General features: G+C 67.6%; 20 protein-coding genes. 5 read left to right on the top strand and 15 right to left on the bottom strand.

Annotation, left to right across the window (positions count from 1 at the left end; translation table 11 throughout):
- Window positions 1–37: 37 nt before the first annotated feature.
- From ACOYJQ_RS17010 to ACOYJQ_RS16975, 8 genes are all read right to left on the bottom strand, one after another.
- The gene (locus ACOYJQ_RS17010) at window positions 38–1465 is read right to left on the bottom strand and encodes an aldehyde dehydrogenase family protein (protein WP_433460166.1); all 1428 of its coding nucleotides are present in this window, start codon (window positions 1463–1465) and stop codon (window positions 38–40) included.
- Window positions 1466–1498: 33 nt separating this feature from the next.
- The gene (locus ACOYJQ_RS17005) at window positions 1499–3187 is read right to left on the bottom strand and encodes a GMC family oxidoreductase (RefSeq protein ID WP_433460164.1); all 1689 of its coding nucleotides are present in this window, start codon (window positions 3185–3187) and stop codon (window positions 1499–1501) included.
- On the bottom strand, window positions 3184–3981 hold the full coding sequence (locus ACOYJQ_RS17000; RefSeq protein WP_433460163.1) for an ABC transporter permease: 798 nt from the start codon (window positions 3979–3981) through the stop codon (window positions 3184–3186). Before ACOYJQ_RS17000 ends, ACOYJQ_RS17005 begins: the two co-directional genes overlap by 4 nt.
- Before the next feature lie 3 nt (window positions 3982–3984).
- A complete protein-coding gene (locus ACOYJQ_RS16995; protein ID WP_433460161.1) occupies window positions 3985–4857 on the bottom strand; it encodes an ABC transporter permease in 873 nt (290 codons plus the stop codon).
- A gap of 64 nt (window positions 4858–4921) precedes the next feature.
- Window positions 4922–5962 (bottom strand): ABC transporter substrate-binding protein, encoded by a 1041-nt coding sequence (locus ACOYJQ_RS16990; RefSeq protein WP_433460160.1) that lies wholly within the window; start codon window positions 5960–5962, stop codon window positions 4922–4924.
- A gap of 130 nt (window positions 5963–6092) precedes the next feature.
- Window positions 6093–7394 (bottom strand): NAD(P)/FAD-dependent oxidoreductase, encoded by a 1302-nt coding sequence (locus ACOYJQ_RS16985; protein WP_433460159.1) that lies wholly within the window; start codon window positions 7392–7394, stop codon window positions 6093–6095.
- A 23-nt stretch (window positions 7395–7417) separates the two neighbouring features.
- A complete protein-coding gene (locus tag ACOYJQ_RS16980) occupies window positions 7418–8143 on the bottom strand; it encodes an HAD-IA family hydrolase (RefSeq protein ID WP_433460157.1) in 726 nt (241 codons plus the stop codon).
- A 133-nt stretch (window positions 8144–8276) separates the two neighbouring features.
- Window positions 8277–9365 (bottom strand): ABC transporter ATP-binding protein, encoded by a 1089-nt coding sequence (locus ACOYJQ_RS16975; RefSeq protein ID WP_433460155.1) that lies wholly within the window; start codon window positions 9363–9365, stop codon window positions 8277–8279.
- A gap of 233 nt (window positions 9366–9598) precedes the next feature.
- Here ACOYJQ_RS16975 and ACOYJQ_RS16970 point away from each other — a divergent pair, with 233 nt between their 5' ends.
- Window positions 9599–10561 carry a LysR family transcriptional regulator gene (locus ACOYJQ_RS16970; protein WP_433460153.1) on the top strand — a complete coding sequence of 321 codons (963 nt, stop codon included), beginning with the start codon at window positions 9599–9601 and terminating at the stop codon, window positions 10559–10561.
- Window positions 10562–10587: 26 nt separating this feature from the next.
- Here ACOYJQ_RS16970 and ACOYJQ_RS16965 read toward each other — a convergent pair whose 3' ends face one another.
- Window positions 10588–11514 carry a 2-hydroxyacid dehydrogenase gene (locus tag ACOYJQ_RS16965; protein WP_433460152.1) on the bottom strand — a complete coding sequence of 309 codons (927 nt, stop codon included), beginning with the start codon at window positions 11512–11514 and terminating at the stop codon, window positions 10588–10590.
- Window positions 11515–11516: 2 nt separating this feature from the next.
- On the bottom strand, window positions 11517–12212 hold the full coding sequence (locus tag ACOYJQ_RS16960; RefSeq protein ID WP_433460150.1) for a cupin domain-containing protein: 696 nt from the start codon (window positions 12210–12212) through the stop codon (window positions 11517–11519).
- A gap of 176 nt (window positions 12213–12388) precedes the next feature.
- Here ACOYJQ_RS16960 and ACOYJQ_RS16955 point away from each other — a divergent pair, with 176 nt between their 5' ends.
- The 4 genes from ACOYJQ_RS16955 (at window position 12389) to ACOYJQ_RS16940 (ending at window position 16301) form a co-directional block, all read left to right on the top strand.
- The gene (locus ACOYJQ_RS16955; protein ID WP_433460149.1) at window positions 12389–13141 is read left to right on the top strand and encodes an ABC transporter substrate-binding protein; all 753 of its coding nucleotides are present in this window, start codon (window positions 12389–12391) and stop codon (window positions 13139–13141) included.
- A 153-nt stretch (window positions 13142–13294) separates the two neighbouring features.
- Entirely contained in the window at window positions 13295–13951 is a 657-nt protein-coding gene (locus tag ACOYJQ_RS16950; protein WP_433460147.1) for an amino acid ABC transporter permease, read from the top strand.
- The gene (locus ACOYJQ_RS16945) at window positions 13948–14679 is read left to right on the top strand and encodes an amino acid ABC transporter ATP-binding protein (RefSeq protein ID WP_433460146.1); all 732 of its coding nucleotides are present in this window, start codon (window positions 13948–13950) and stop codon (window positions 14677–14679) included. Before ACOYJQ_RS16950 ends, ACOYJQ_RS16945 begins: the two co-directional genes overlap by 4 nt.
- Window positions 14680–15005: 326 nt before the next feature.
- A complete protein-coding gene (locus tag ACOYJQ_RS16940; protein WP_433460145.1) occupies window positions 15006–16301 on the top strand; it encodes an NAD(P)/FAD-dependent oxidoreductase in 1296 nt (431 codons plus the stop codon).
- Window positions 16302–16367: 66 nt separating this feature from the next.
- Here the strand turns inward: ACOYJQ_RS16940 and ACOYJQ_RS16935 are convergent, their stop codons facing one another.
- The 5 genes from ACOYJQ_RS16935 to ACOYJQ_RS16915 form a co-directional block, all read right to left on the bottom strand.
- Complete coding sequence (locus ACOYJQ_RS16935; protein ID WP_433460144.1) at window positions 16368–17045, bottom strand: GntR family transcriptional regulator; 678 nt, start codon at window positions 17043–17045, stop codon at window positions 16368–16370.
- Between the two features lie 322 nt (window positions 17046–17367).
- A complete protein-coding gene (locus ACOYJQ_RS16930; protein WP_433460143.1) occupies window positions 17368–18819 on the bottom strand; it encodes an amidase family protein in 1452 nt (483 codons plus the stop codon).
- Window positions 18820–18932: 113 nt separating this feature from the next.
- Window positions 18933–19196 (bottom strand): hypothetical protein, encoded by a 264-nt coding sequence (locus ACOYJQ_RS16925; protein ID WP_433460142.1) that lies wholly within the window; start codon window positions 19194–19196, stop codon window positions 18933–18935.
- Window positions 19197–19232: 36 nt separating this feature from the next.
- Complete coding sequence (locus tag ACOYJQ_RS16920; protein WP_433460141.1) at window positions 19233–20630, bottom strand: amidase family protein; 1398 nt, start codon at window positions 20628–20630, stop codon at window positions 19233–19235.
- A 72-nt stretch (window positions 20631–20702) separates the two neighbouring features.
- Complete coding sequence (locus tag ACOYJQ_RS16915) at window positions 20703–22247, bottom strand: M81 family metallopeptidase (protein ID WP_433460139.1); 1545 nt, start codon at window positions 22245–22247, stop codon at window positions 20703–20705.
- Window positions 22248–22273 lie beyond the last annotated feature (26 nt).

Here is a 22273-nt window from a genome sequence, read left to right as displayed (position 1 = left end):
GTTCTTTCCCCTGATGATGGCCCGTCGCCGGCCGTTTTCACGCCTCGTCGAAGCCGACGACGGCCTTGATCTCGCTGAACTCGTGCAGGCCGAACCGGCCGTATTCGCGCCCGTTGCCGGATTGCTTGTAGCCGCCGAACGGCGCCGCGCCGTCCCAGGCGGAGGCATTCAGCCGCACCACGCCGGCGCGCAGCAGCGGGGCAAGCGAGCGCGCCTCTTCCTGCGCGCCCTGCACATAGGCGGCAAGACCGTAGGGCGTATCGTTGGCGATGGCCACCGCCTCCTCCGTGGCGCCGTAGCCGATGATGGAGAGGACCGGCCCGAAAATCTCCTCCCGCGCGATGGTCATGTCATTGGTGACGCGCCCGAACACCGTCGGGCGGACGTAGTAGCCCGCATTGAGGTGCACCGGCCGGCCGGGACCGCCGGCGGCCAGTTCCGCGCCTTCCTCGATGCCCCTGGCGATCAGCGCCTGGATGCGGTCGAACTGGGCGCGGCTGACGACCGGGCCGAGGTCGGTGTCGGCCGCGTCGGGCGGGCCGACACGCAGGGCGTCCGCCGCGGCGGCGGCGATGCGGACGGCGTCGTCCATGCGCTCCTGCGGCACCAGCATGCGCGTCGGCGCGTTGCACGACTGGCCGGAATTGTCGAAGCACTTGAGAACGCCCGCGCGCACGGCCTCCTCGAACGGCGCGCTTCGCAGGACGATGTTGGGCGACTTGCCGCCCAGTTCCTGATGCACCCGCTTCACCGTGGGCGCCGCCGCGTGCGCCACGGCGATGCCGGCGCGGGTGGAACCGGTGAACGACACCATGTCGACGTCGGGATCGCTCGACAGCGCCGCGCCCACGGTCGGCCCGTCGCCGTGCACGAGATTGAACACGCCCGGCGGCACGCCCGCCTCTTCCAGCACTTCCGCGAAGATCACGGCGTTGAGGGGTGCGATCTCGGAAGGTTTCAGCACCATCGTGCAGCCGGTGGCGAGCGCCGGCGCGACCTTGCAGGCGATCTGGTTGAGCGGCCAGTTCCACGGCGTGATCATGGCCACGACGCCGGCCGCCTCATGCACGATGCGCGTGGAACCCTGCATGTATTCGAAGGAGAAATCGCGGAAGGCGCGGATCGTTTCCCTGAAATGGTAGCGTCCGCTGCCCGCCTGTTCCTCGCGCGCCATTTGCCGGGGAGCGCCCATCTCGCGCGAGATGATGTCGCCGATCTCGTCGTTGCGCCGCTTGAGGATTTCCGCGATGCGCTCGAGCAGCGCCAGCCTGTCGGCGCGCGGGCTTTGTGAGAAGGCTGGGAACGCCTTGCGGGCGGCGGCGACGGCACGCCGGGCGTCGGCCGCCGTGCCGAGCGCGATCGAGGCGAACGGCTGCTCCGTGGCCGGATCGATGACGTCGAGCGCGCTCCCGCCCAGAGGGGCAACCCAGGCGCCGTCGATGTAGAAGTGATGTGCGTTCTTCATGTCGTCTGCTCCCCGTGGATGAATGACACCCTTTTAAAACCCCTTGCGGACGAAATCGGCAATGCGTTCCGCGATCATGATCGTCGGAATGTTGGTGTTTGCACGGGGAATCGACGGCATGAGCGAGGCGTCCGCGATGCGCAGGCCCTCGACGCCCCGCACCTTGCCCCGCGGCGTGGTGACGGCTTCGGGATCGCCATCCGCGCCCATGCGGCAGGTGCCGGAGGCGTGCCAGGTGCCGCCGACGTTGCGGCGCACGAAATCCGTCAGCGCCCCGTCGTCCCGCAGCAGGCCGTCCATCGTCGTCCCGAGGGTCACGAGCGCATGGATGAGCGCGCCGCGCAGAGGCCCCGCCCCGTCGAGCATCGCCGCGAGAAGGCCGCGCTGGAAGGCGTTCCAGCGGCCGGGAAGCGCGATCTTCGCCACGCGCGGCGTATAGCTCGACGGGAAGACCGGGCCGATGCCGCCGGCAAGGCGCGGATCGGCGAGCACTTCCGCGCCCAGCCGGAGCGCCGTCTTCAGCCGCTCCAGATCGCGCGCGTCGGACAGCATGCGGAAATCGACGAAGGGCTCGGCGCGGGGATCGGCGTCCGCGAGCTTCAGAAAGCCGCGCGAGTACGACTTGTTGACCCAGAAGAACAGGCTGCCGATGCGCCCGCCCACCGAATGCCAGCCGGAACGCGACAGGATGGCGGCGTGCATGTCGCCCGCCGGCGTCTCCGGCAGGCCGGAGGAGTAGCGCCACACGCCCTGTTCATGGTGCTCGCGCGGGTCGGGCGCGCGCATCGCCGGCGGCAGATAGGCGGCGACGGCGATGGAGGGATGCTCCATCAGGTTGCGCCCCACGCCCGCGGCGGACGCCACGACCGGAACGCCGATATCGCGCAGCGCCTCCGGCTGGCCGACGCCCGAGCGCAGCAACAGCGCCGGCGTATGGATCGCGCCCGCCGCGACGATGACCTCGCGCGCGCGGATCGTGCGCGAACCGCCGTCCGGGCCGACGATCTCCGCCCCCACGGCCCGCCGGCCGTCGAAGAGAATGCGGGCGGCCTGATGGCCGGTGAGCAGCGTGAGATTGGGCCGGCGCCGGACCTCCGGCGTGAGATAGGCGATGGACGTGGGCAGCCGCTCGCCCGCGTCGCTCACGGCGACGGCGCCGCGAAACGCACCGTCCTGCCAGACGCCGTTCTGGTCGGCACGCTGCGGATGGCCGCGCGCGTCGAGCGTTTTCAGCACCGCATCCACGAATGGCGATATCCTGTCGTCGCCGATGCGGCGGATGGAGAGCGGGCCGTTCGCGCCATGCAGCGGGCCGTCGAAATCGCGGTCGGCCTCGATGCCGAGGAAGAAGGGCAGGCAGGCGTCCCAGTTCCAGCCGGCGGCGCCGAGCGCCTCCCATTCGTCGTAATCCGCCGGCGCACCCCGGTTCGCCATCAGCGCGTTGATGGCGGAGCCGCCGCCCAGCAGCCGCGCCTGCTCGTAGCGCCGCGACGGGCGCGGCATGGCCTCGCCCATCAGCGCCCGCAGCGCCTGCCATATGTTGGAGGTGTCGAGATAGGCCCGGCCCGGATAGCGGCTGCGGATATCGTCGGGAACGTCGTCCGCGGCGATGTTGCGGCCCGCCTCCACCAGAATCACGGCGCGCCGCGCATCCTCCGAAAGCCGCGCCGCCAGCACGCAGCCCGCAGACCCGCCGCCCAGAATGAGATGATCGGCCATCATGCCGCCTCGTTCCGCCTGTTCCCGGCGCTGCGCGCGTTGAGCGACAGCAGCATCACCATGATGAAGGACGTCGCCGTCAGCAGGGAGCTGATGGCCGCGATGGTCGGGTCGATCTCGTCCCGCAGGGCGGTGAACATGCGCTTGGTCAGCGTCTGGTATTCGCCGCCGGAGATGAACAACGCGACGACGGTTTCGTCGAGCGCGGAGATGAAGGCGAACAGCATGCCGGAAATCACGCTCGGCCGGATCTGCGGCAGGGTCACGATGAAGAACGTGCGGAACCTGTTCATGCCGAGGCTGCGCGACACCATTTCCTGCACGGGATCGAACTTGCGCAGGCCCACCAGCACCGACGTCACCACATAAGGCAGCCCCAGCATGACGTTGGCGAGGATGAGCCCCGTCATCGTCGCCAGCAGGCCGGTGTTGGCGTAGATGAAGAAGATGCCCACGGCCGTGATGACGATCGGCACGACGAGCGGCAGGAACAGGATCACTTGCAGGTTACGCACCAGCCGGGAGGATGTCATGTTGAGCGCATAGGCGGCGGCGGTGCCCATGACGGTGGCGATGACGGCGCTGGCGAAGGCGACGATGAGGCTCACGCGCGTGGCCTGCATCCACGCCGCGCTGCCCAGATAGGCCTCGTACCAGCGCAGCGACCACGCCGGCGGCGGAAAGGCGAGAAAGCGCGAATCCGAGAACGACATCGGCACGATGATCACGACGGGGACCATCAGCCACACGAGCACCAGCGCGACAAAGCCGTAGAGGAAGAAACGGGAGGGTATCATGGCTCACCTCGTACCCATGATGCGCTCGAAGGGAACGAGCCTTGTCGACAGACGGAAGATCAGGAACACGCTGGCGAGCAGCACCATGCTGATGGACGAGGCCGCGCCCCATTCGTGATAGAGTTCGATATTGCGCGACACCAGCATCGACACCATGAAGGTGCGCCCGCCGCCGAGCAGTTCCGGCGTGATGTAGAAACCGAGCGTCAGCACGAACACCAGCACCATGCCCGCGATCGCACCCGGCAGGGACAGCGGCAGGAAGACGCGCGTGAAGACGAAGAAGGGGCTGCCGCCGAGACTCGCGCCCGCCATCGTCAGCTCGCGCGGGATCTTCTGCATGGTGGCGTAGAGCGGCAGCACCATGAACGGCAGCAGGATGTGTATCGTCGCCAGCACCGTGCCGAACTCGTTGTTGACGAGCAGCAGCGGGCTGTCGATCAACCCGAGATCGGTCAATGCCGAATTCACGAGGCCGCGCCTTTGCAGCAGGATGAGCCAGGCATAGGCGCGCACCAGCACGCTCGTCCAGAAGGGCAGCACCACGGCCGCCAGGATGAGCAGGCTCCATTGCCGCGGCGCCAGCGCGGCGGCATAGGCCACCGGATACCCGAGCAGCAGCGTCGCGACCGTCACCGTCACGGCGATCCGAAAGGTCTGAAGAAACGAGATCAGATAGATGTCGTCGGTCAGAAACCGCTGGTAGTTCACCAGCGTGAAGCCGCCGTCGCCCCGGATCGACTGCCACGCCAGCCAGAGCAGCGGCAGCACGAGCAGGCAGACGACGACCGCGAGCGCCGGCGCGAGCAGCAGCAACGTCAGCCGCTGTTCGCGCCGCTCATGAAGGACTGCGGGACCCGGAGGGCAGGCGGCCATGGTTATTCCTCCATCGATGGAAGCGAAAGGCGCGGGGCGGCAAGCCGCCCCGCGTCGGCGACGATCAGCGCTGGATGAACGAGGCCCAGCGCCGCTGCGCCTCCTCGCCCGCCGGCGAGCTCCACCATTCTTCGGAGATCAACGCCTGCACGGCTGTGTTCGCGGGAGAGCTCGGCAGTTGCGCCGCGCGCTCCGGGCTGATCTTGCCGGTGCCGTAGGCGGCGGGATTGGCCGGGCCGTAGTCGATATAGGTCGGGAAATTGGCCTGGATGTCGGGCGTCAGCGCGGCATTCACGAATTGAACCGCCGTATCCAGATTCGGCGCGTTCTTCAGGATGCACAGCGAGGTGTATTGCAGCAGGCCGTCGCCGAAGGTGAAGCCCACCGGCGCGCCTTCCTTCTGCACGGCCGCCACGCGGCCGTTCCACGCCATCACCAGATCCGCCTCGCCGTCGGCTAGAAGCTGGGCCGATTGCGCACCGGACGTCCACCAGACGGTGACATGCGGCTTGATCTGCTCCAGCTTCCTGAAGGCGCGGTCGACATCCAGCGGATAGAGCTGGTCGCGCGCAACGCCATCGGCGATCAGCGCCGCCTCGAGCGTCGCCAGCGGATGATTGCGCAGGGCGCGGGTGCCGGGGAACTTTTCCACGTTCCAGAAATCCGCCCAGCCCTGCGGCGGGTTATCGCCGTACTTGTCCTTGTTGTAGGCGAGAACGCTCGAATAGAACTCATAAGCGACGGAATACGGGCTCTTGTACTGCTCCGGCAGGTCGGCGGCATTCGGAATCCGGGAAAAATCCAGCTTCTCGATGAAGCCCTGCTCGCCGCCCCGGACGCAATCCTTCGTCGGCGTGTCGATCACGTCCCAGATGGGTTTTCCCGTCGCCGCCTGGGTGCGGATCACGGGCCAGGCGTCGGGCGAGCTGTCCTGCCGGATGGTGATGCCGAGCAACTGCGCCACGGGGTCCAGAATCGCCCTGGTCTGGGCCTCCTGATAGGCGCCCCCCTGCGACACGAAGGTTATCTGTTGCGCGCTCGCCGTCCCGGCCGCGAGGGCGGCGACGGAAGACAGCATCGTCAGCAGCGTAAATTTCACGATCATCGTTATTCTCCTCTGGTCTTTTCCGGATGCATTTGCCGGCCGCACGGTCGTGACAGCCGCTTTATATTTTTTCGTTCGGCAGCCTCCCCTGAAACGCTCCATGTTTCTCCCGCGCCAACCGGAACACACCCTAGCGGCCGATGGCGTCGAGGAACTGATACCATCCCGCCACGAGCCTCACGGCCGGCTCCCGCAGGGTGTAGAACGGCACGTTCTTCAGCGGCAGCGCCGACACGAGGCCGACATCCGGCCGCTCGCCGGTGACGATGCGCGCGACGTAACGGCCCATGTTGGAGGCCATGGCGACGCCCGTGCCGTTATAGCCGAGGCAATACACGATGCGGTCGTCGAGCCGGCCCGCATGGGGCAGGCTGTCGAGCGTCATCGCCACCAGCCCGGACCAGCGATGCGTGACCCGCACGGATTCGAGCTCCGGGAACTGGCGCACCATCGCGTTGCGCAGGGCGGTGAAGGCGCTCTCCGAATCCTGCTTGCCGAAGGCGCCCCGGCCGCCATACAGCAACCGGCCGTCGAACTTGCGGAACCAGCGCATCATGCGCCGCGTCTCCGTGTAGCTGCGGTCGGTCCGCAACAATCCCTCGCCGGGCGTCCCGGCAAGGGGCTCCGTGGCGATCATCGCCGACCGGAAGGGGATGATCGCCTTGCGCACGCCCGCCGTCGCCGCCGTGAGATCGGAATAGCCGTCCGTGGCGATCACGGCCTGGCGCGCCCTGACCGCGCCTTCCGGCGTTTCCACGACGACGCCGTTTTCATCGCGGCGAATGCCGGTAACGGGCGATTGCTCGGCGATGATGACGCCCGCGTCCTTGAGGCCGCCCGCCAGTCCGAGGGCGAAATTCAGCGGGTGAACGATGCCGCCATGCGTGTTGAGCATGCCGCCGACGAAATCGCGCGAGCCGGTTTCTTCCGCCACCGCCCCGGCGGAAAGGATGGAACAGGCGGTGTCGCCCAGCTCCTGCCGCAGCCACAGGGTTTCGCGCTTCAGCGCCTCGAGGCTCACGGCGTTGTGGGCGCAGCGCAGCGAGCCGTTGGGCCGGTAATCCGCGGCGGCGATGCCGTAGACCCGCGTCAGCTCGCCCACATGATCGATCGCCTCCAGCGCGAGGTCGTGCATCCGCCGCGCGGTTTCCGTGCCGAAACGGGCGGCGATGTCCGGGTAGCTGATGCGGAACTTGCCGGAAACGACGCCGCCGTTGCGGCCGCTCGCCCCCCACCCGATGCGGCTTGCCTCCAGCACGATCGGGCGCAAGCCGGCGAGGGCGAGATAGCGCGCGGTGCTGAGCCCCGTGTAGCCGCCGCCGACGATCGCCACGTCGTAGCGATGCTCTCCCGCCAGCCGCCCGAAGGCGGGCCGGGCGGCGGCGGTGTCCTGCCACAGCGAGCGGATATCCGGAAACGGTGGGGAGCCCATGATCGTCACCCTGCTTCGGGCCTTCAGGCCGCAACTTTGCGGTCGAGGGCGTGTTCGGCGTCGACGGCGTCGGCGAGCTGCTTCAGGCTGGAGAAGTGGAAGTCGGGCTTCGTCACCTCCCTGGGCTCGGGCGTGCCGCCGAAGCCCTGCAAGCCCTGCCGGCGCTCGATCCAGCACGTCGCATAGCCCAGCTCGCGGGCGATGCCGATATCGTGATACTGGCTCTGCGCCACATGCAGGATCTCGGACTGCCTGAAGCCGGCGGCCGATTGCCGGCCCTTGTTGAAGGCGAAGAACTCCGGCGCGGGCTTGGCATAGCCGGTGTCGTCGCAGGTCACGCTGTCGTGGAACGGATTGCCGAGCGTTTCGGCATAGGCGGAAAAGGCCGTGCGGTCGGCGTTCGTCATGGCGACGAGGCGGAAATTGCGGCGCAGGCGGGCCAGCGCCGCGACCGAATCCGCGAAGGCGGGCCAGCGCAGCACGGCGAGCTGGAAGGCGTCGGCGGTGGCGTCGTCGGCGCGGTATCCGGTCTCGGCGGCCAGCGACAGATAGACATCCTTCATCGCCGAGGACGAGCGGCCGTAGAACTTCGCCCGGCCGCGCAGATACGGCTGGAAGATCTCGTCGTCCGTCGCCTGCCGGGCCTTGTCTCCCCCGAGCGCGCGCACGGCTTCCAGCACGCCCGTCTCGAAGTCGATCAGCGTTCCGACCACGTCGAAGGTCAGGACCTTGAAATCGGTGATTTTCATTTACGATAGCCTTTCCGCAAGAACGAGGGCGCATGCGCGCGTGCCGCCGGCGAACGCCCGCCCGCCCGGAGTTTCGTCTTCTTTCGTCGATTGTCGTTCCGGGAGGGCGGCGCGGCGCCTCCCCGGAAGCGCGTTACGCCTGCGGCACCACGACGGTGTCGTCCGGGTGCAGCGCAACCGTAATGGATTCGCCGGGCTGCCTCAGAAGCCGCCGGCCGGAATGGTTGCTCGGCAGCCGCAGACTGAGCTGGTCGCCGCTGCCGAGCCTGATGAAGACACGGATGCTTTCTCCCTGATAAAGCGTATCCGTCACGGTCGCGCGCAGCAGGTTGGGCGTTTCGCCGCCCTCCTCGCCGGCGACGACGAGCTTTTCCGAATGCACCGCGAGGAACAGCCGATCGCCGCGCGGCACGGGCTGCGCGGAACGCAGGCGCGTGTCGCCGAGCACGACGGTGTCGTCGCTCTCCCTGGTTACGGGCAGCAGCGTCGCCTCGCCGATGAAGCTCGCGACGAAGGAATCCGCCGGCCGGTCGTGCAGCCGTTCGGGCGTATCGATCTGGGCGATGCGGCCCTTGTTCATGATCGCGATCCGGTCGCTCATCGTCAGCGCCTCGCGCTGGTCGTGGGTGACGTAGATGATGGTCGCGTCGAGCTTCCTGTGGAGCTGCTTCAGCTCGATCTGCATGGTCTCGCGCAACTGCTTGTCGAGGGCCGACAGCGGTTCGTCCATCAGGATCAGACGCGGCTCGAAGATCATCGCCCGCGCCAGCGCCACGCGCTGACGCTGCCCGCCCGAAAGCTCGTGGATCTGCCGTCCGCCGTAGCCCGACAGCTCCACCATGGCGAGCGCCGCCTCCAGCTTGTCGGCCCATTGCGCCTTCGGCAGATGCCGCGCCCGCAGCGGAAACGTGATGTTGTCGGCCACGCTCATGTGCGGGAACAGCGCGTAGTTCTGGAACACGATGCCGATGTCCCGCTTGTGCGGCGGCGCGAATGTAATATCCACCGATCCCAGATGGATGCTCCCCGACGTCGGCTGCACGAAACCGCCCAGAATGCCGAGAAACGTCGTCTTGCCGGAACCCGACGGCCCGAGAATGGAGACGAACTCGCCCGGAGCCACTTCGAGGCTCACGTCGTCCAGCGCGAGAAAGCCGCCGTAAGATTTCGTCGCCGAGCGCACGGATACGCCAACGGGCTCCCGGAATGATAGTTTCGCCATGCTATCCCACTACAGATTGCCTGTTCAGAAGCATTGAAATGCAACTGACACCAGAACGAGCAAGAAACTGCACAACAAGCGGCATGTTCGACCATATTCCGGTCGTCGCCTGCTGCCGCGCTCCCCTTGTTTGTTATAAATTAAGGCCGTTGAACGCCTCGTTGTCCTTACCTCATCAAAGTTCCGTCACCGAGGCAATTGAAAAATAATCCACTCCGTTGTTACATGATGTAATGGACAAACTCAGACGCCGCCTTCCTTCCATGAACAGCCTCTTCACTTTCGAGGCCGCAGCGCGCTGCGGCAACTTCTCGAAAGCGGCGGAGGAGCTGAACGTCACCCCCGCCGCGGTGAGCCGCATGGTCTCGCGGCTGGAGGAACATCTCGATGTCGCGCTGTTCGCGCGCCAGGCCGGCGGCGCGACGCTGACGGGGCCGGGGCGCATCCTGTTCGACGCCATCGCGCGCGGTTTTTCCGGCATCGAGAATGCGCTGCGCGAGATCGAGGATCACAAGACCGGCATCGAGACGGTGACGTTGTCCGTCTCGACGGGCTTCACGACGCACTGGATGATGCCGCGCATGGCGGATTTCAAACGCACTTTCCCGACCGTCGATCTGCGGTTTCAACTGGTCATGGGCGAGCTGGCCGGCGAGGTGCACGACGTCGACATCGGGATGCGCTTCGTGAGCGCGCCCGATCCCCGGCACGAAGCGGCCGACATCATGCCGGAAATCCTGATTCCCATCAGCAACGCCGATTATCGGGAAAACCATCTGCGGCATCGCGGCGACAGCCGCGACATCGACATGCTGGCGGACCCCGATGACAGGCACACGGCGTGGTCGAGCCTGTTCTTCGCCGGCGAGGGCGCCGATTCGACGCGCTTCGATTCCATGAATTTCCTCGATTACGCCATCGTCGTGCAGGCGGCGCTGCTCGGGCAGGGCGTCGCGCTGGGCTGGCTCAATGTCGTCGCCCACTGGCTGCGGACGCGGGCGCTGGTGCCGGCCGGCACGCGCGTGACGACGACGCAGCGGCGCTGCCAGTTCGTCCGCTCGCGCCGCAAGCCGCTGCGGCCCATCGTCACCGCCGTGCAGGACTGGATCATCGCCGAGCTGCGCCACGACGTCAGCGTCGTCGATGCGCTCTACCCCGAGCTGGAGCTGGGGAACATCGTCGGCGGCAAGGCGTGAGCTGGCGACGTTCCCCATGCCTCGCCTCAATAGCCGCGCGAGCGGTCGACACGGTTGAGCAGCGGCTCGCCGGCGCGATGGCGGCGGATGTTGGCGATGACGGCGCGCGCGCCGCCCTCGGGCTGCGTCATGCTGGCCATGTGCGGGGTCAGGAACACGCGCGGATGATGCCAGAACCGATGCTCCTGCGGCAGCGGCTCCTGCGCGAAGACGTCGAGAACGGCGCCGCCGATCCGCCCGCGATCCAGCGCCGCCAGAAGATCCGCCTCGACCAGATGGCCGCCGCGCCCCACGTTCACGATGCCGGCGCCCTCGGGCAGTCTCGCGAACAGATCGGCGTTCAGGCAGCCGCGCGTCTCGGGCGTCAGCGGCAGCAGGCAGACCAGGATGTCGCACCGGGCGAGAAAGGCGTCGCGCTCCTGCGCGCCCGCGTAGGTCTCGACGCCCTCGATGGAGCGCGACGAGCGGTTCCATCCGGCAAGCCGAAAGCCGAGCGCCTTCAGCGGCGCGAGGACGGCCATGCCCAGCGCGCCGAGCCCCATGACGCCGACGCACCGCTGCTCCGCCGGCACGATCGGCCGCGGGTTCCAGCGCCCGTTCCGCTGATCGGCGATGTAGCCGATCAGATCGCGGTGAAGGAGCAGGACGCCGGCGCAGACATATTCGGCCATGCCGGCCGCCAGTCCGGGCTCGACCATGCGCACGAGCGGCACCTCGGGCGGCAGATGCGCGGGCGTGAACTGGTCCGTGCCGGCCCCGGCCGAAAACACGACTTCAAGATCGGGATAGCGCTCCGCCAGATTTCCCTCGGCCTCCCAGATCACCAGATAGCGAATCGCCGCCGGATCGTGCCGGTCCCCGGCGCTGAAGAAGGGGATGTCGGGCGCTTCCGCGGCGAACACCTCGCGCCATCTGTGCGCCCGCGATGGATCAGCGTGATAGAGAAATGCCATGATCAAGCCTCGCTGCCGATGTCGCCGTCTGCCGGCGGGTTTCCGGGCGCGCTTCCCGGCGCGCCGGCGCCGTTGCCGCCTCTCGCCTCGGGCGGTGTGTAGGTCGTCCACAACACCTGCGTCGGCGACGATTGCGAAGGGTTGCGATAGCGGTGCGGCCGCATGCTGAGAAACTGGAAGCTGTCGCCCTCCGTGAGTTCCCACGCCTCGTTGTCGACCTGCAATTCCAGCGTTCCCTCCAGCACGAGGCCCGCCTCCTCACCGAGATGGGCGACGAACTTCTCGCCGGAGAAGCCGCCCGGCGCGAGCTTCATCAGATAGAGCGCCAGGCCGAAGGCCGGGTCGGGCCGGGTCAGGATTTCCTTGTCGATGCCGGTGCGCCATAAATCCATCCGCCCGCGGTCGGCCTGGCGGATGACGACATCGCCCGATCCTTCCGCGGGCGTCACGGCGGTGCTGGAAAACAACCCGGAAAGCCCGACCGAAAAGGTTTCCCCCAGCGCGACCATCGTGCGCAACGACGGCGACGACAGCCCCCGCTCGATCTGGCTGAGATAGCCCACCGAGTAACCCGTGCGGGCGGCAAGCTCCATCAGCGACAACGAACGCTCGCGGCGCAGGGCGCGAATACGCTGGCCGATGGCCTGATCCGCAGCAAGGTGCCTCGCCTCGCCATCCTTCTCGTTTGCTTCCGACACGACGCCTCCCTCTCTTTTGCACTTTCATATCAGCATAATTTCACTAACATGAAAATACTTGCTTGCCGATGCGCATCATGGTAGCGTTTTTTCATAAAAATGAAAACGCTCTCATAACCTCCGGATTTTCATACGAGCGACGTCCCCAGGACGGCAAAACAAGAGGGGTATCCGACATGAACGTATTCAAACCGCTGGCCGTTGTCCTGTCCATGGCCTGCGCCGCCGGCGCGGCTTCTTCCGCGTGGGCGCAGACGCTGAAGGTCGGCTCGACGCCGACGAGCGTGCCTTTCAGCTTTCTCGACCCCAAGACCAACACGATCAACGGCCTGATGGTCGACATCGTGACGGAAGTGGCGAAGGAAGCCGGTTACGAGGTTGAAATCACGCCGATCATCTTCGCATCGCTGATACCGTCGCTGACGTCGAAGAAGATCGACGTGATCGCGGCGGCCATGTTCGCCACCGACGCGCGCCGCGAGGTGATCAACTTCACCGATACGGTCTACGGCTACGGCGAAGCATTGTTCGTGCCGAAGGCCGATACGAAGGAATACGTGTCCTTCGAGGATCTGAAGGGCGAGGTCGTCGGCGGGCAGATCGGCACGACCTATATTTCGGCGTTGCAGCGCACCGGGCTTTTCGCCGAGGTCAAGCCCTACGAGACCATTCCCGACATGATCCGCGACGTCAACGCGGGCCGCATCAAGGCCGGCTTCGCCGATTATCCCATCGTCGCCCACAACCTGGCTCAGGGCCGCTTCCCCGATACCCGCATCGTGGAGAGCTACAAGCCGACGCTGCACGGCGCCATCGGCATCGGCCTGCGCAAGGACGACGCCGAGCGGCTCGAAAAGTTCAACGCGGCGATCGCGAAGCTGAAGGCCGAAGGGCGCTTCGACGCGATCGTCAAGAAGTGGGGCCTCTGAGTCAGTCGCCCGCCCGTTACCGGTCGCATGGGGCGGCGATGCATTCCGCATTTCCGCCCTCATCCCGGTCCTTCCGGGAAAGGCCCCCCGAATGCGCGGACCCCGCCTTCGGCGACGGGCGGCGAGGTTTCCATCGCCGAGGTTTCCACCGTCATGCAATTCATCAACGATGTCATCGAATTTCTGCCCGTTCTGCTGCAAGGTGTGTGGCTGACCATCGTCGTGACCGTCGGCGCGCTGGTTCTGTCGACGCTGCTGGGCATCATGCTGGCGCTGATGCGCGTGTCGGGAAAATGGTTTCTCGACAAGACGGCGCTGGTCGTCATCAACTTCCTGCGCGGCATCCCGATCATCGTGCAGTTGTTCTACATCTACTTCGTGCTGCCGGAATTCGGAATTTCCCTCTCCGCCGTCCAGGCGGGCATCATCGGCCTGGGCATCGCCTATTCCGCCTATCAGGCGGAGAATTTCCGCGCCGGCATCCAGGCGATCGACCGCGGCCAACTGGAGGCCGCGCAGTCCATCGGCATGGGGTGGGCGCTGACCATGCGCCGCGTCATCCTTCCGCAGGCGTTCAGGATCGCGCTGCCGCCCTATGGCAACACCATGATCATGCTGCTCAAGGACAGCTCGCAGGCGTCCACCATCACGGTGGCGGAGCTGGCGATGCAGGGCAAGCTGCTGGCGGCGGCGACGTTCAAGAACACCGCCGTCTTCTCCACCGTGGCGCTGCTCTATCTCGTCATGTGCGTGCCGCTCATCATTCTCGTCGGCAGGCTGGAGAAGAAGATGGGAGGAAAGGGACGATGATCGAGCTGAAGGACGTTCACAAGAGCTACGGACAACTCGAGGTCATCAAGGGCGTTTCCGCCGCCGTTTCCAGGGGCGAGGTCGTCTGCCTCATCGGCCCCTCCGGCTCCGGCAAGTCGACGATCCTGCGCTGCATCAACGGGCTCGAAAGCTATCAGCACGGGCAGATCACCTTCGAGGGAAAAACCGTCGATTGCCACCACAGATCCATTGTCGAGATCCGCACGCATGTCTCGATGGTGTTCCAGCGCTTCAACCTGTTTCCGCACCGGACGGTGCTGGAGAACGTCATGGAAGGCCCGCTCTTCGTCAAGCGCGAGCCCAGGCGGGAAGTGGAGGAGCGTTCGCGCGCGCTGCTGGAGCGCGTCGGGCTGGCGGCGAAGGCCGACAATTTTCCGGCTCAACTTTCCGGCGGACAGCAGCAGCGCGTCGCCATCGCGCGGGCGCTGGCCATGCAGCCGAAGGCCATCCTGTTCGACGAGCCCACGTCGGCGCTGGACCCGGAACTGGTGGGCGAGGTGCTCGCCGTCATGCGCAGCCTCGCCGCGGAAGAGATGACGATGGTCGTCGTCACCCATGAAATGGGCTTCGCCCGCGACGTCGCCGACCGCGTCCTGTTCCTCGACGGCGGCGTGATCGTGGAGGAAGGGCCGGCGAAGGAAGTGCTCGGCAACCCGAAACAGGCGCGAACGCAGGACTTTCTGCGCCGGGTGATCGAACACGTCTAGCGCGTCGGTTCTGATGGAATCAGAACTGACGCGCTCACTTTTTGAGTTAAAGCATCTTTGTCGACGAAAAGTGGTATCCGCTTTTCTGCACGATGCTCTGGCGTTTTCAAGCGAAGCGGACACCGCTTTGCGTAAAGGAAAAGCGTCAAATCAACAAGATAGAGCATTCCGGCGTTTCAGCGAAATGTCGAAATGCTCCGGAGGCTTTCAAGTCGTGACTGAACCGATCCGAACGAATGATTGTCTGGCGAATTATTTGATTCGCCGGCAATCATTCAAGGCGCGCCCCGCGACCGGGCGCCCGCATCGTCCATAGGCAGGCTGCCATGTCTTCTGAACTGTTTCCTCTTTCCCCGTCCCTGTGGGCCCATACGGCCATGCCGGCCATTCCGACGCCGCGGCTCGAAGAAGGCGCCCGCGTCGACGTCGCCATCGTCGGGGCGGGCTACGCCGGCCTTTCCACCGCGCTGCATCTGGCCGAGCGCGGCGTCCGGGTCAAGGTGCTCGAAGCGCGCGAACCCGGCTGGGGCGGCTCCGGGCGCAACGGCGGGCAGGTCATCGCCGGGCTGAAGTACGATCCCGACGAGCTCGATAAAAAAGCCGGCGGCGACGCCGGCCGCGCCCTGACGGCCTTCGCCGGCTCCACCACGCGCCATGTGTTCGATCTGATCGAGCGCCATGGCCTCGACGTGCCGCATTCGCGCACGGGCTGGGTGCAGGGCGCGCACAACGCGCAGGCGCTGAAGACCGTCGCGACCCGCGCCGACCAGTGGCGAAAGCGCGGCGTGGAGGGCGCGCGCGTGCTCGACCGGGAGGAAACCGCGCGCCTGCTCGGCACCACGGCCTATCTCGGCGGCTGGTTCGATCCGCGCGGCGGAGCCGTGCAGCCGCTGAGCTACGCGCGGGAGCTGGCGCGCGCCGCCGCCGCCGCGGGCGCGACGATTCACGGCGACACCGCCGTCACCGGCTGGCGGGCGGAAGCGGGCAAGTGGCGTGTCTCCACCGCGCACGGGCCGGAAGTGACGGCCAACACGGTCATCGTGTGCACGAACGGCTACACGCGCGAGCTGGCGCCGCGGATCGCCCGCACGGTGATCGCGCCGATCTCCTATCAGGTATCGACCGTGCCGCTGCCGGAGGAGATCGGCCGCACGATCATGCCGGGCGGCTATCCGTCTTCCGACACGCGCAACCTGTTGCTCTATTTCCGGCGCGACCACACCGGCCGCTTCATCATGGGCGGGCGCGGCCCCTTCCGGCAGCCGCGCTCGGCGAACGACTGGCGGCATCTGGAGCAGACGACAGTCCGCATGTTCCCGCAACTGGCGGGCATCGCCTTCGATCATCGCTGGTGCGGCCATGTCGCCGTGACGCGCGACTTCCTGCCCCACGTGCACGAGCCTGAGAAGGGGCTCGTCATCAACATCGGCTGTCAGGGACGCGGCGTCGCGCTGGAGACGGCCATGGGCGCGGCGCTGGCGGCCTATGCCACGTCCCGCGACCCGAGAACGCTTCCTTTCCCCCTGACCAGGGTACAGCCCATTCCCTTCCACGGGCTGCAAAGCCTCTATCTGGCGGCGGCGATCGCGTGGTTCCGCCTGCGCGATTCCGGGGTGGTGTGAGCCGCTCCCGCGCCTTCGGGAGGACGCGGCCGGCCGGCGCGTCAGGGTGGGAGCGCCGTGCGCCTGTCAGGAGACGCGGTGCTCCAGCCAGTCCATCAGGCGGCGGCCTTCGCTTTCGTTGTGGAGCCATGCCTCGCGGCCGGCGGCCTCCGCCTCGCCGGCGAGCAGCGCCGTCGCGAGCGGCCGGTGCTGCTCGATGATGTCCGCCGGCCCCGTGGCGACGTGGGTGTTGCTGGTGGCGATATAGAGTTTGACCTGCTGCTCGACGATGGCGTATTGCGCCGCCAGCCGGCGGTGGCCGCTGTTGTCGATGATGGCGCGATGCAGGGCGAAGTCGGCCGCGATCATGTCCTTGAGCCCGCCGCCCTCGCAGGCGGCGAGCAGGGCCAGATGCGCCGCGCGCAGCGCCTCGCGGACGGCGGGTTCCGGGCGTTGCGCGGCCAGCCGGGCCGCCAGGCTTTCGAGGCTGCCGCGCAGGGTCCATATCTCCCACACGTCGCCACCCGTGAGCGTCGCCACCTGCCAGCCGGTATAGGGAATCTGGACCACGATGCCCTCGCTGGTCAGCCGGTGCAGGGCGGTGCGCAGGGTGGCCCGCGCCACGCCGAGCTGCTCCGCCAGCGCGATTTCCGTCAGGCGTTCGCCGGGCGCCACCTTGCCGGAAAGGATGTAGTTGCGCAGGCTGTCCGTGACCAGGCTTTCGGTCGATTGTCTGGCGACGGGGCGGAGGTCGGCGAGCGTCATGGCGTCTCGGTCATCCTGAAACGGGGGCACCGGAACATGTCCCGTTCGGATTGAAACGGGACATGTTCCGAATTCCTTGTCCTGAGCGAATGCTGATCGATCAAACGATTCCGTTTGAACGCAACGCGCTCCGACGGCCTCTATAGCATCAAACCACGAAGCGCGAGCATTTCATGATCTAAAGCGTTTTCAAGCAAAGCGGATACCGCTTTGTGTGAAGAAAACGCGTCAAGTCAATAAGATAGAGCATTTCTGCGTTTCAACGAAATGCCGAAATGCTCTAATGCGCCAACAAACGAATGAGGCCGCCCGCGCCGCGGGATCACGCGCCGTCGCGCGGATCGGCAAGCGTGACACGCGGGCCGCGCGCCTCGATCGCCTCGCCGGCCGCGAGGCAGATGTCCTCGCGGAAGCGCCCCGCCACGATCTGCGCGCCGACCGGCGTCCCGTCCGGCAGCAGCCCGGTGCAGAGCGACAGGGCGGGCAGGCCCGTCACCGGCAGGCCGATCATCGGCATCTGCGCCTGCCACACGCGCCGGTAATCCTCCTCGCCGCGCAGGTCGAGATTGTCCGCGAAGGGCAGTTCGGCGCAGGGCGGCAGGAGCACGGCCGGATAGCGGTCCATGAAGATCAGCCATTCCCGCGCGATCCCGAGCCGGCGGGCGAGAGCCCGCGAGAAACCCGCCAGGCCGAGCGAGCGCGCGAAATCCCGGTGGCCGGCCAGCGCCGCCATGGCGCCGGCGTCGCCCTCGCGCTCAGCCGCCGCCACCTGCCCCTCGTAGTCGTCGCCGAGCCACAGCGCGATCTGCACGGCCACCGCTTCCCGGATAGGCGGCAGGGCGTCGACCTCATCGACCAGCCAGCCGGCGTCGCGCAGCTTCGCGGCCGCCCCGGCGAGCGCCGCGACGAGTTCTGGCGCGGTCTCCATGCCGTCGGGACGAAAGCACACCGCCGCGCGCAGCGGCGCCGGCCCGCCGCGCAGGGGCGCGGGCACCCACCACGGATCGCGGCTGTCGGGCCGGCGCGCCATCGCCTCGAACCCGAGACGCAGATCGCCGACCCGCCGCGCGAGCGGGCCGGAAACCGCCATGATCTGACCGCCGATCGTGCGGTCCTTGCCGGCGCTGGCGTTATAGGCGGCAATGCGGCCGAGGCTCGGACGCAGGCCGTGCACGCCGCATGCATAGGCGGGATAGCGGATGGACCCGGCGATGTCGGTGCCGTGCGCGACGGCGCCGATGCCGGCGGCCACGGCGGAGGCCGCCCCGCCCGAGGAACCGCCCGGCGTCAACTCCTTGCGGCGCGGATTGAACGTCGCGCCGTGCAGCCGGTTGCCGGTGAACCAGCGGTAGCTGAAGGCCGGCGTGTTGGTGCGCCCCAGCGGCACGGCGCCGGCTTCCAGCAGGCTGTCGACCACCGGGCTGTTGGTCGCGGCGATCAGGTCCCTTTGCAGCGTAACGCCGTTGGTGGTCGCATAGCCCGCCTGATCGACGTTGACCTTGATCGTGACGGGCACGCCGGCGAGCGGCCCCGGATCGCGGCCGTCCGCGATCGCCGCATCGACCTTGCGCGCGGCGTCCAGCACCGCATCCGGGCGATACTCGACCACGGCGTTGATGGCGGGATTGACGGCTTCGAGCCGCTCCAGCGCGGAACGGGCGATCTCCTCCGCCGACACCTCGCGCGCCGACACGAGCGCGGCGATCAGCGTCGCGTCGAGACTCCACAGCGCATCCGTCCGCGCCGGCCCGCCTTCGGTGTGATTGTCATTCATGATCGTTCTCCGCCACATCCTTCAGATGAACAGGTCCCCGCCCTCGCGAACGGCGTCGGCCCACGCATGGAACGGCTCCGCCGCCCCTTCGTTGACGCCGCCGCGCCGGCGCGTCACCCGCCGGCCGGTGGTCCCTGCCGCACAGGTCGCCGTCGCGTCCTTCCGCCAGCGGAAAATCCGCCGGATCGAGCCCGGCGGGCGAGCACGGCGACGGCGGCGACGGCGAGATCGCTGCTCGCCAGAACCATCATGCGGTTGACGGCCCGAGGATCGATGGACGGGCTTTCGCATTCGACCCACCGCCTCAGCCCGGCGAGCATTTCACCCGCGTCGGGACCGAGATCGGCGGAACCGTGGAAGAGAGGTGCGGCATTCATGACGGACAAGGCTCCATTCGTTTCTCGACGGATGCGTCAGGCGCTGACGGGATCGACGGGCATCGGCGGCACGCCGCGCGCCTCGATGGCTTCGCCGGCGGCAAGGCACAGATCCTCGCGCATGCGGCTTGCGACGATCTGCACGCCCACCGGCCGGCTGCCCGCCATGCCGGTGGAGACGGTGAGCGCCGGAATGCCGAAAGCGGGAAGACCGGCCAGAAAATGCTGATGATCGTAGATGTAGCGGTAGCCCTTCTTCAGATCGATGTCGGTGTCGAAGGGCAGCTCCGACGACACCGGCATGAGCAGCACCGGATATTTCTCCAGGAAGAGCAGCCATTCCCGCACCAGATTGGCGCGCCGCGTCAGCGTCGCGGAGAAGCGCGCCACATCCACCGGGCCGACCAGTTCGACCGCGCCGCGCATCGCCGCGATCGCGCCGGGATCGCCTTCCGCCTCTGCGTCGGCGATCTTGCTTTCGGGATAGTCGGCGACCCAGAGCGTATGCATGATGAGGCTGCCCTCGATGAGCGGCGGCACCTCGTCGAGCGTCACCACGGTCCAGCCGGCGTCGCGCAGCCGCTGCGCCGCGTCGAGAACCGCCTTTTCCACCTCCGGCGCGGTCTCGATGCCGTCGGGATGCAGGCAGACCGCCGCGAGCTGCGGATTGTAACCCGTCCCGGCGGGCGCCTCGAAGCACCAGGGATCGCGCATGTCGCGCCCTGCCATGGCCGCGAGGCCGAGGCGCACGTCCTGTATGGTGCGCGCCAGCGGCCCCTGCACCGACATGATCTGGAAACCGATGGTCCTGTCCGGCCCGCTGGCGTTGCAGGTGGGCACGCGGCCGAGCCCCGGCCGCAGGCCGTGGATGCCGCAGGCATAGGCGGGATAGCGCACCGATCCGCCGATGTCGTTGCCGTGGCCGATGCAGCCGATGCCGGCCGCCACCGCCGCGGCCGCCCCGCCGGAGGAGCCGCCGCACGTCACCGCCGGATCGCGCGGATTGAGGGTGGGGCCGTAAAGCTGGTTGTCGGTGAAATAGCGGCAACTGAAGGCCGGCGTGTTGGTGCGGCCGACGATCACCGCGCCGGCGCGCAGAAAGCCGTCGACGACCGGATTGTTCCCGGAGGCGATCAGATCGGCCTTCGACTTGAGGCCGTTGCTGGTGGCGTATCCCGCCTGGTCGACGTTGATCTTGATCGTCACCGGCACGCCCGCGAGAGGCCCGGCCGGCTCCCCGCGCGCGATCGCGGCATCGACGGCGGCGGCGCGCGCCAGCGTCTCCTGCGGCCTGTAATCGACCACGGCGTTGATCTGCGGGTTGACCGCATCGAGGCGCGCGAGCGCATCGCGCGCCACCTCGGTGGCCGAAATCTCGCCCAGGCGCACGAGATTTGCAATCTGCGACCCGGACAGACGCCAGAGTTCCGACATTGAATTCTCCATCGTGACAGAAACGGCAAGGGCAAGGGCAAGGGCAAGAGCAAGAGCGGGAGGGCCGGGCGATCAGCCGGCGCGCTTCAGATCCTCGTCGGCGTAACCGGCCGAGACTTCGGCATAGGTCGGGCCGCAGGGAGCCATGCGGATGTCGGGCGGCAGATGTTTCCATTGCCAGTCCGTCGCCAGCATGGCCATGGGGCCGGGCGCGACGGCGGTGAGGATGGCCGCCGCGATCGGCTGGAAATCGGCCCGGAAGTGAATGGCGCTCTTGACGACGAGGATGTCCTGCGCGGTCGGCTCGACGCCGGCGTAGCGGAACATCGCCTGATCGGCGAGCTGGGCCTTGTGGCTCGCCACGACAACGCGCACCCCTCCATGAACGAGGCAGGCGCTCGGACCGAGCTGCATGTCGCGCGCTCCGTAATACGGGCCGGTGGTGCGCAGGTTGCCGTCCGAAAGCTTCTCCACCAAGAACTCAGCCGTCAGCGGCGCGTCGCCCGCCACCGGCGAGCGGCCGCCGAGCGCGAGGGTTATGGTCGCCCCCTCGCCTGCCGCGTGAGCGGCTGCCGCAGCATCGGGATCGACCATGAGTCCCAGCGCCGCCTTCGTCGCGCCATTGGCGATGAGCGCCCGCAGCAGCCCGGTGGTGTCGGAATTGCCGCCCGCGCCGGGATTGTCCTGCGCATCGGCGATGACCACGGGGCGCTTGCCTGTCGCCGCCAGCGCCATCGCCTGCCTCACGGCCGCGTCGGGATCGAGCAGCGGCCCGGCGAAATACGGTTCGGCGGCGAGCACCGCTTCGCTCATGTCCTCCACGGCCTTTTCCGCCGCGGCGGGATCGGCGGCGCAGGCCCAGACCACGGGGCCGCATTCGGGGAAATCGGCGGCCGCGAAACCCATGGTGAACGACAGGCTCGCCGCCGCCGTATCGGCCTCGATGCGCGCAAGCGTCCGGTAGAGCCCGCCGGCCGGCTCGTCCTGCGTCGACTGCCAGCAGATGGGAATGAGACAGGGAATGCGCCGGGAAGCCACGGCGAAGCGCCGCCCGAGGCGCACGCGCTCCTCGATCAGGCGCAGGGCGCGCACGCCGGTTTCGGCCATGTCGACGTGCGGATAGGTGCGGAAGGCGACGAGCGCGTCGGCCTGCGCCAGCATGCGTCGTGTCACGTTGGCGTGCAGGTCGAGACTCACGACGATAGGCACGTCCGGCCCGGCGACGGCGCGCACCCGCGCGATCAGTTCGCCCTCGCCGTCGTCGGCATGCTCCGCCACCATCGCCCCGTGCAGGTCGAGGTAGATGGCGTCCGCCGGCAACGCCGCGCCGACGCCCGCCACGATCTCGCCGGCGATGCGCTCGTAGGCGTCGCGCGTCACATGCGCCGAGGGGCTCGCCGCCGCCCAGACGATCGGCACGATTTCGTGGCCCGCCACGCGCGCGGCCTCGATGAAACCGGCGGCCGGGATGTTGGACGTGCTCGTCAGCGCCTCGAACAGCGCCGCGCCCCGGCTGATGCCCGGCCAGCCGCCGCCGTGCTCGAAGGCGGCATAGTCGGCCTTCGCCGGCGCGAAAGTGTTCGTCTCGTGCTGAAATCCGCAGACGATGATACGCATGAGGAAAGTCCTTCCCGATAACGTGA

Origin of the sequence: Pseudochelatococcus sp. (genome assembly GCF_050946405.1) — a bacterium.
Classification (GTDB): Bacteria; Pseudomonadota; Alphaproteobacteria; order Rhizobiales; family Beijerinckiaceae; genus Pseudochelatococcus.
Note: the sequence above shows the minus strand (reverse complement) of the source record. Positions and strands in the feature narration are given on the sequence as shown.

Coding starts and splice junctions, on each gene's coding strand:
- ACOYJQ_RS17010 (WP_433460166.1), bottom strand. CDS start 1,465: ATGAAGAACGCACATCACTTCTACATCGACGGCGCCTGGGTTGCCCCT.
- ACOYJQ_RS17005 (WP_433460164.1), bottom strand. CDS start 3,187: ATGATGGCCGATCATCTCATTCTGGGCGGCGGGTCTGCGGGCTGCGTG.
- ACOYJQ_RS17000 (WP_433460163.1), bottom strand. CDS start 3,981: ATGATACCCTCCCGTTTCTTCCTCTACGGCTTTGTCGCGCTGGTGCTC.
- ACOYJQ_RS16995 (WP_433460161.1), bottom strand. CDS start 4,857: ATGGCCGCCTGCCCTCCGGGTCCCGCAGTCCTTCATGAGCGGCGCGAA.
- ACOYJQ_RS16990 (WP_433460160.1), bottom strand. CDS start 5,962: ATGATCGTGAAATTTACGCTGCTGACGATGCTGTCTTCCGTCGCCGCC.
- ACOYJQ_RS16985 (WP_433460159.1), bottom strand. CDS start 7,394: ATGGGCTCCCCACCGTTTCCGGATATCCGCTCGCTGTGGCAGGACACC.
- ACOYJQ_RS16980 (WP_433460157.1), bottom strand. CDS start 8,143: ATGAAAATCACCGATTTCAAGGTCCTGACCTTCGACGTGGTCGGAACG.
- ACOYJQ_RS16975 (WP_433460155.1), bottom strand. CDS start 9,365: ATGGCGAAACTATCATTCCGGGAGCCCGTTGGCGTATCCGTGCGCTCG.
- ACOYJQ_RS16970 (WP_433460153.1), top strand. CDS start 9,599: ATGGACAAACTCAGACGCCGCCTTCCTTCCATGAACAGCCTCTTCACT.
- ACOYJQ_RS16965 (WP_433460152.1), bottom strand. CDS start 11,514: ATGGCATTTCTCTATCACGCTGATCCATCGCGGGCGCACAGATGGCGC.
- ACOYJQ_RS16955 (WP_433460149.1), top strand. CDS start 12,389: ATGAACGTATTCAAACCGCTGGCCGTTGTCCTGTCCATGGCCTGCGCC.
- ACOYJQ_RS16950 (WP_433460147.1), top strand. CDS start 13,295: ATGCAATTCATCAACGATGTCATCGAATTTCTGCCCGTTCTGCTGCAA.
- ACOYJQ_RS16945 (WP_433460146.1), top strand. CDS start 13,948: ATGATCGAGCTGAAGGACGTTCACAAGAGCTACGGACAACTCGAGGTC.
- ACOYJQ_RS16940 (WP_433460145.1), top strand. CDS start 15,006: ATGTCTTCTGAACTGTTTCCTCTTTCCCCGTCCCTGTGGGCCCATACG.
- ACOYJQ_RS16935 (WP_433460144.1), bottom strand. CDS start 17,045: ATGACGCTCGCCGACCTCCGCCCCGTCGCCAGACAATCGACCGAAAGC.
- ACOYJQ_RS16930 (WP_433460143.1), bottom strand. CDS start 18,819: ATGAATGACAATCACACCGAAGGCGGGCCGGCGCGGACGGATGCGCTG.
- ACOYJQ_RS16925 (WP_433460142.1), bottom strand. CDS start 19,196: ATGAATGCCGCACCTCTCTTCCACGGTTCCGCCGATCTCGGTCCCGAC.
- ACOYJQ_RS16920 (WP_433460141.1), bottom strand. CDS start 20,630: ATGTCGGAACTCTGGCGTCTGTCCGGGTCGCAGATTGCAAATCTCGTG.
- ACOYJQ_RS16915 (WP_433460139.1), bottom strand. CDS start 22,247: ATGCGTATCATCGTCTGCGGATTTCAGCACGAGACGAACACTTTCGCG.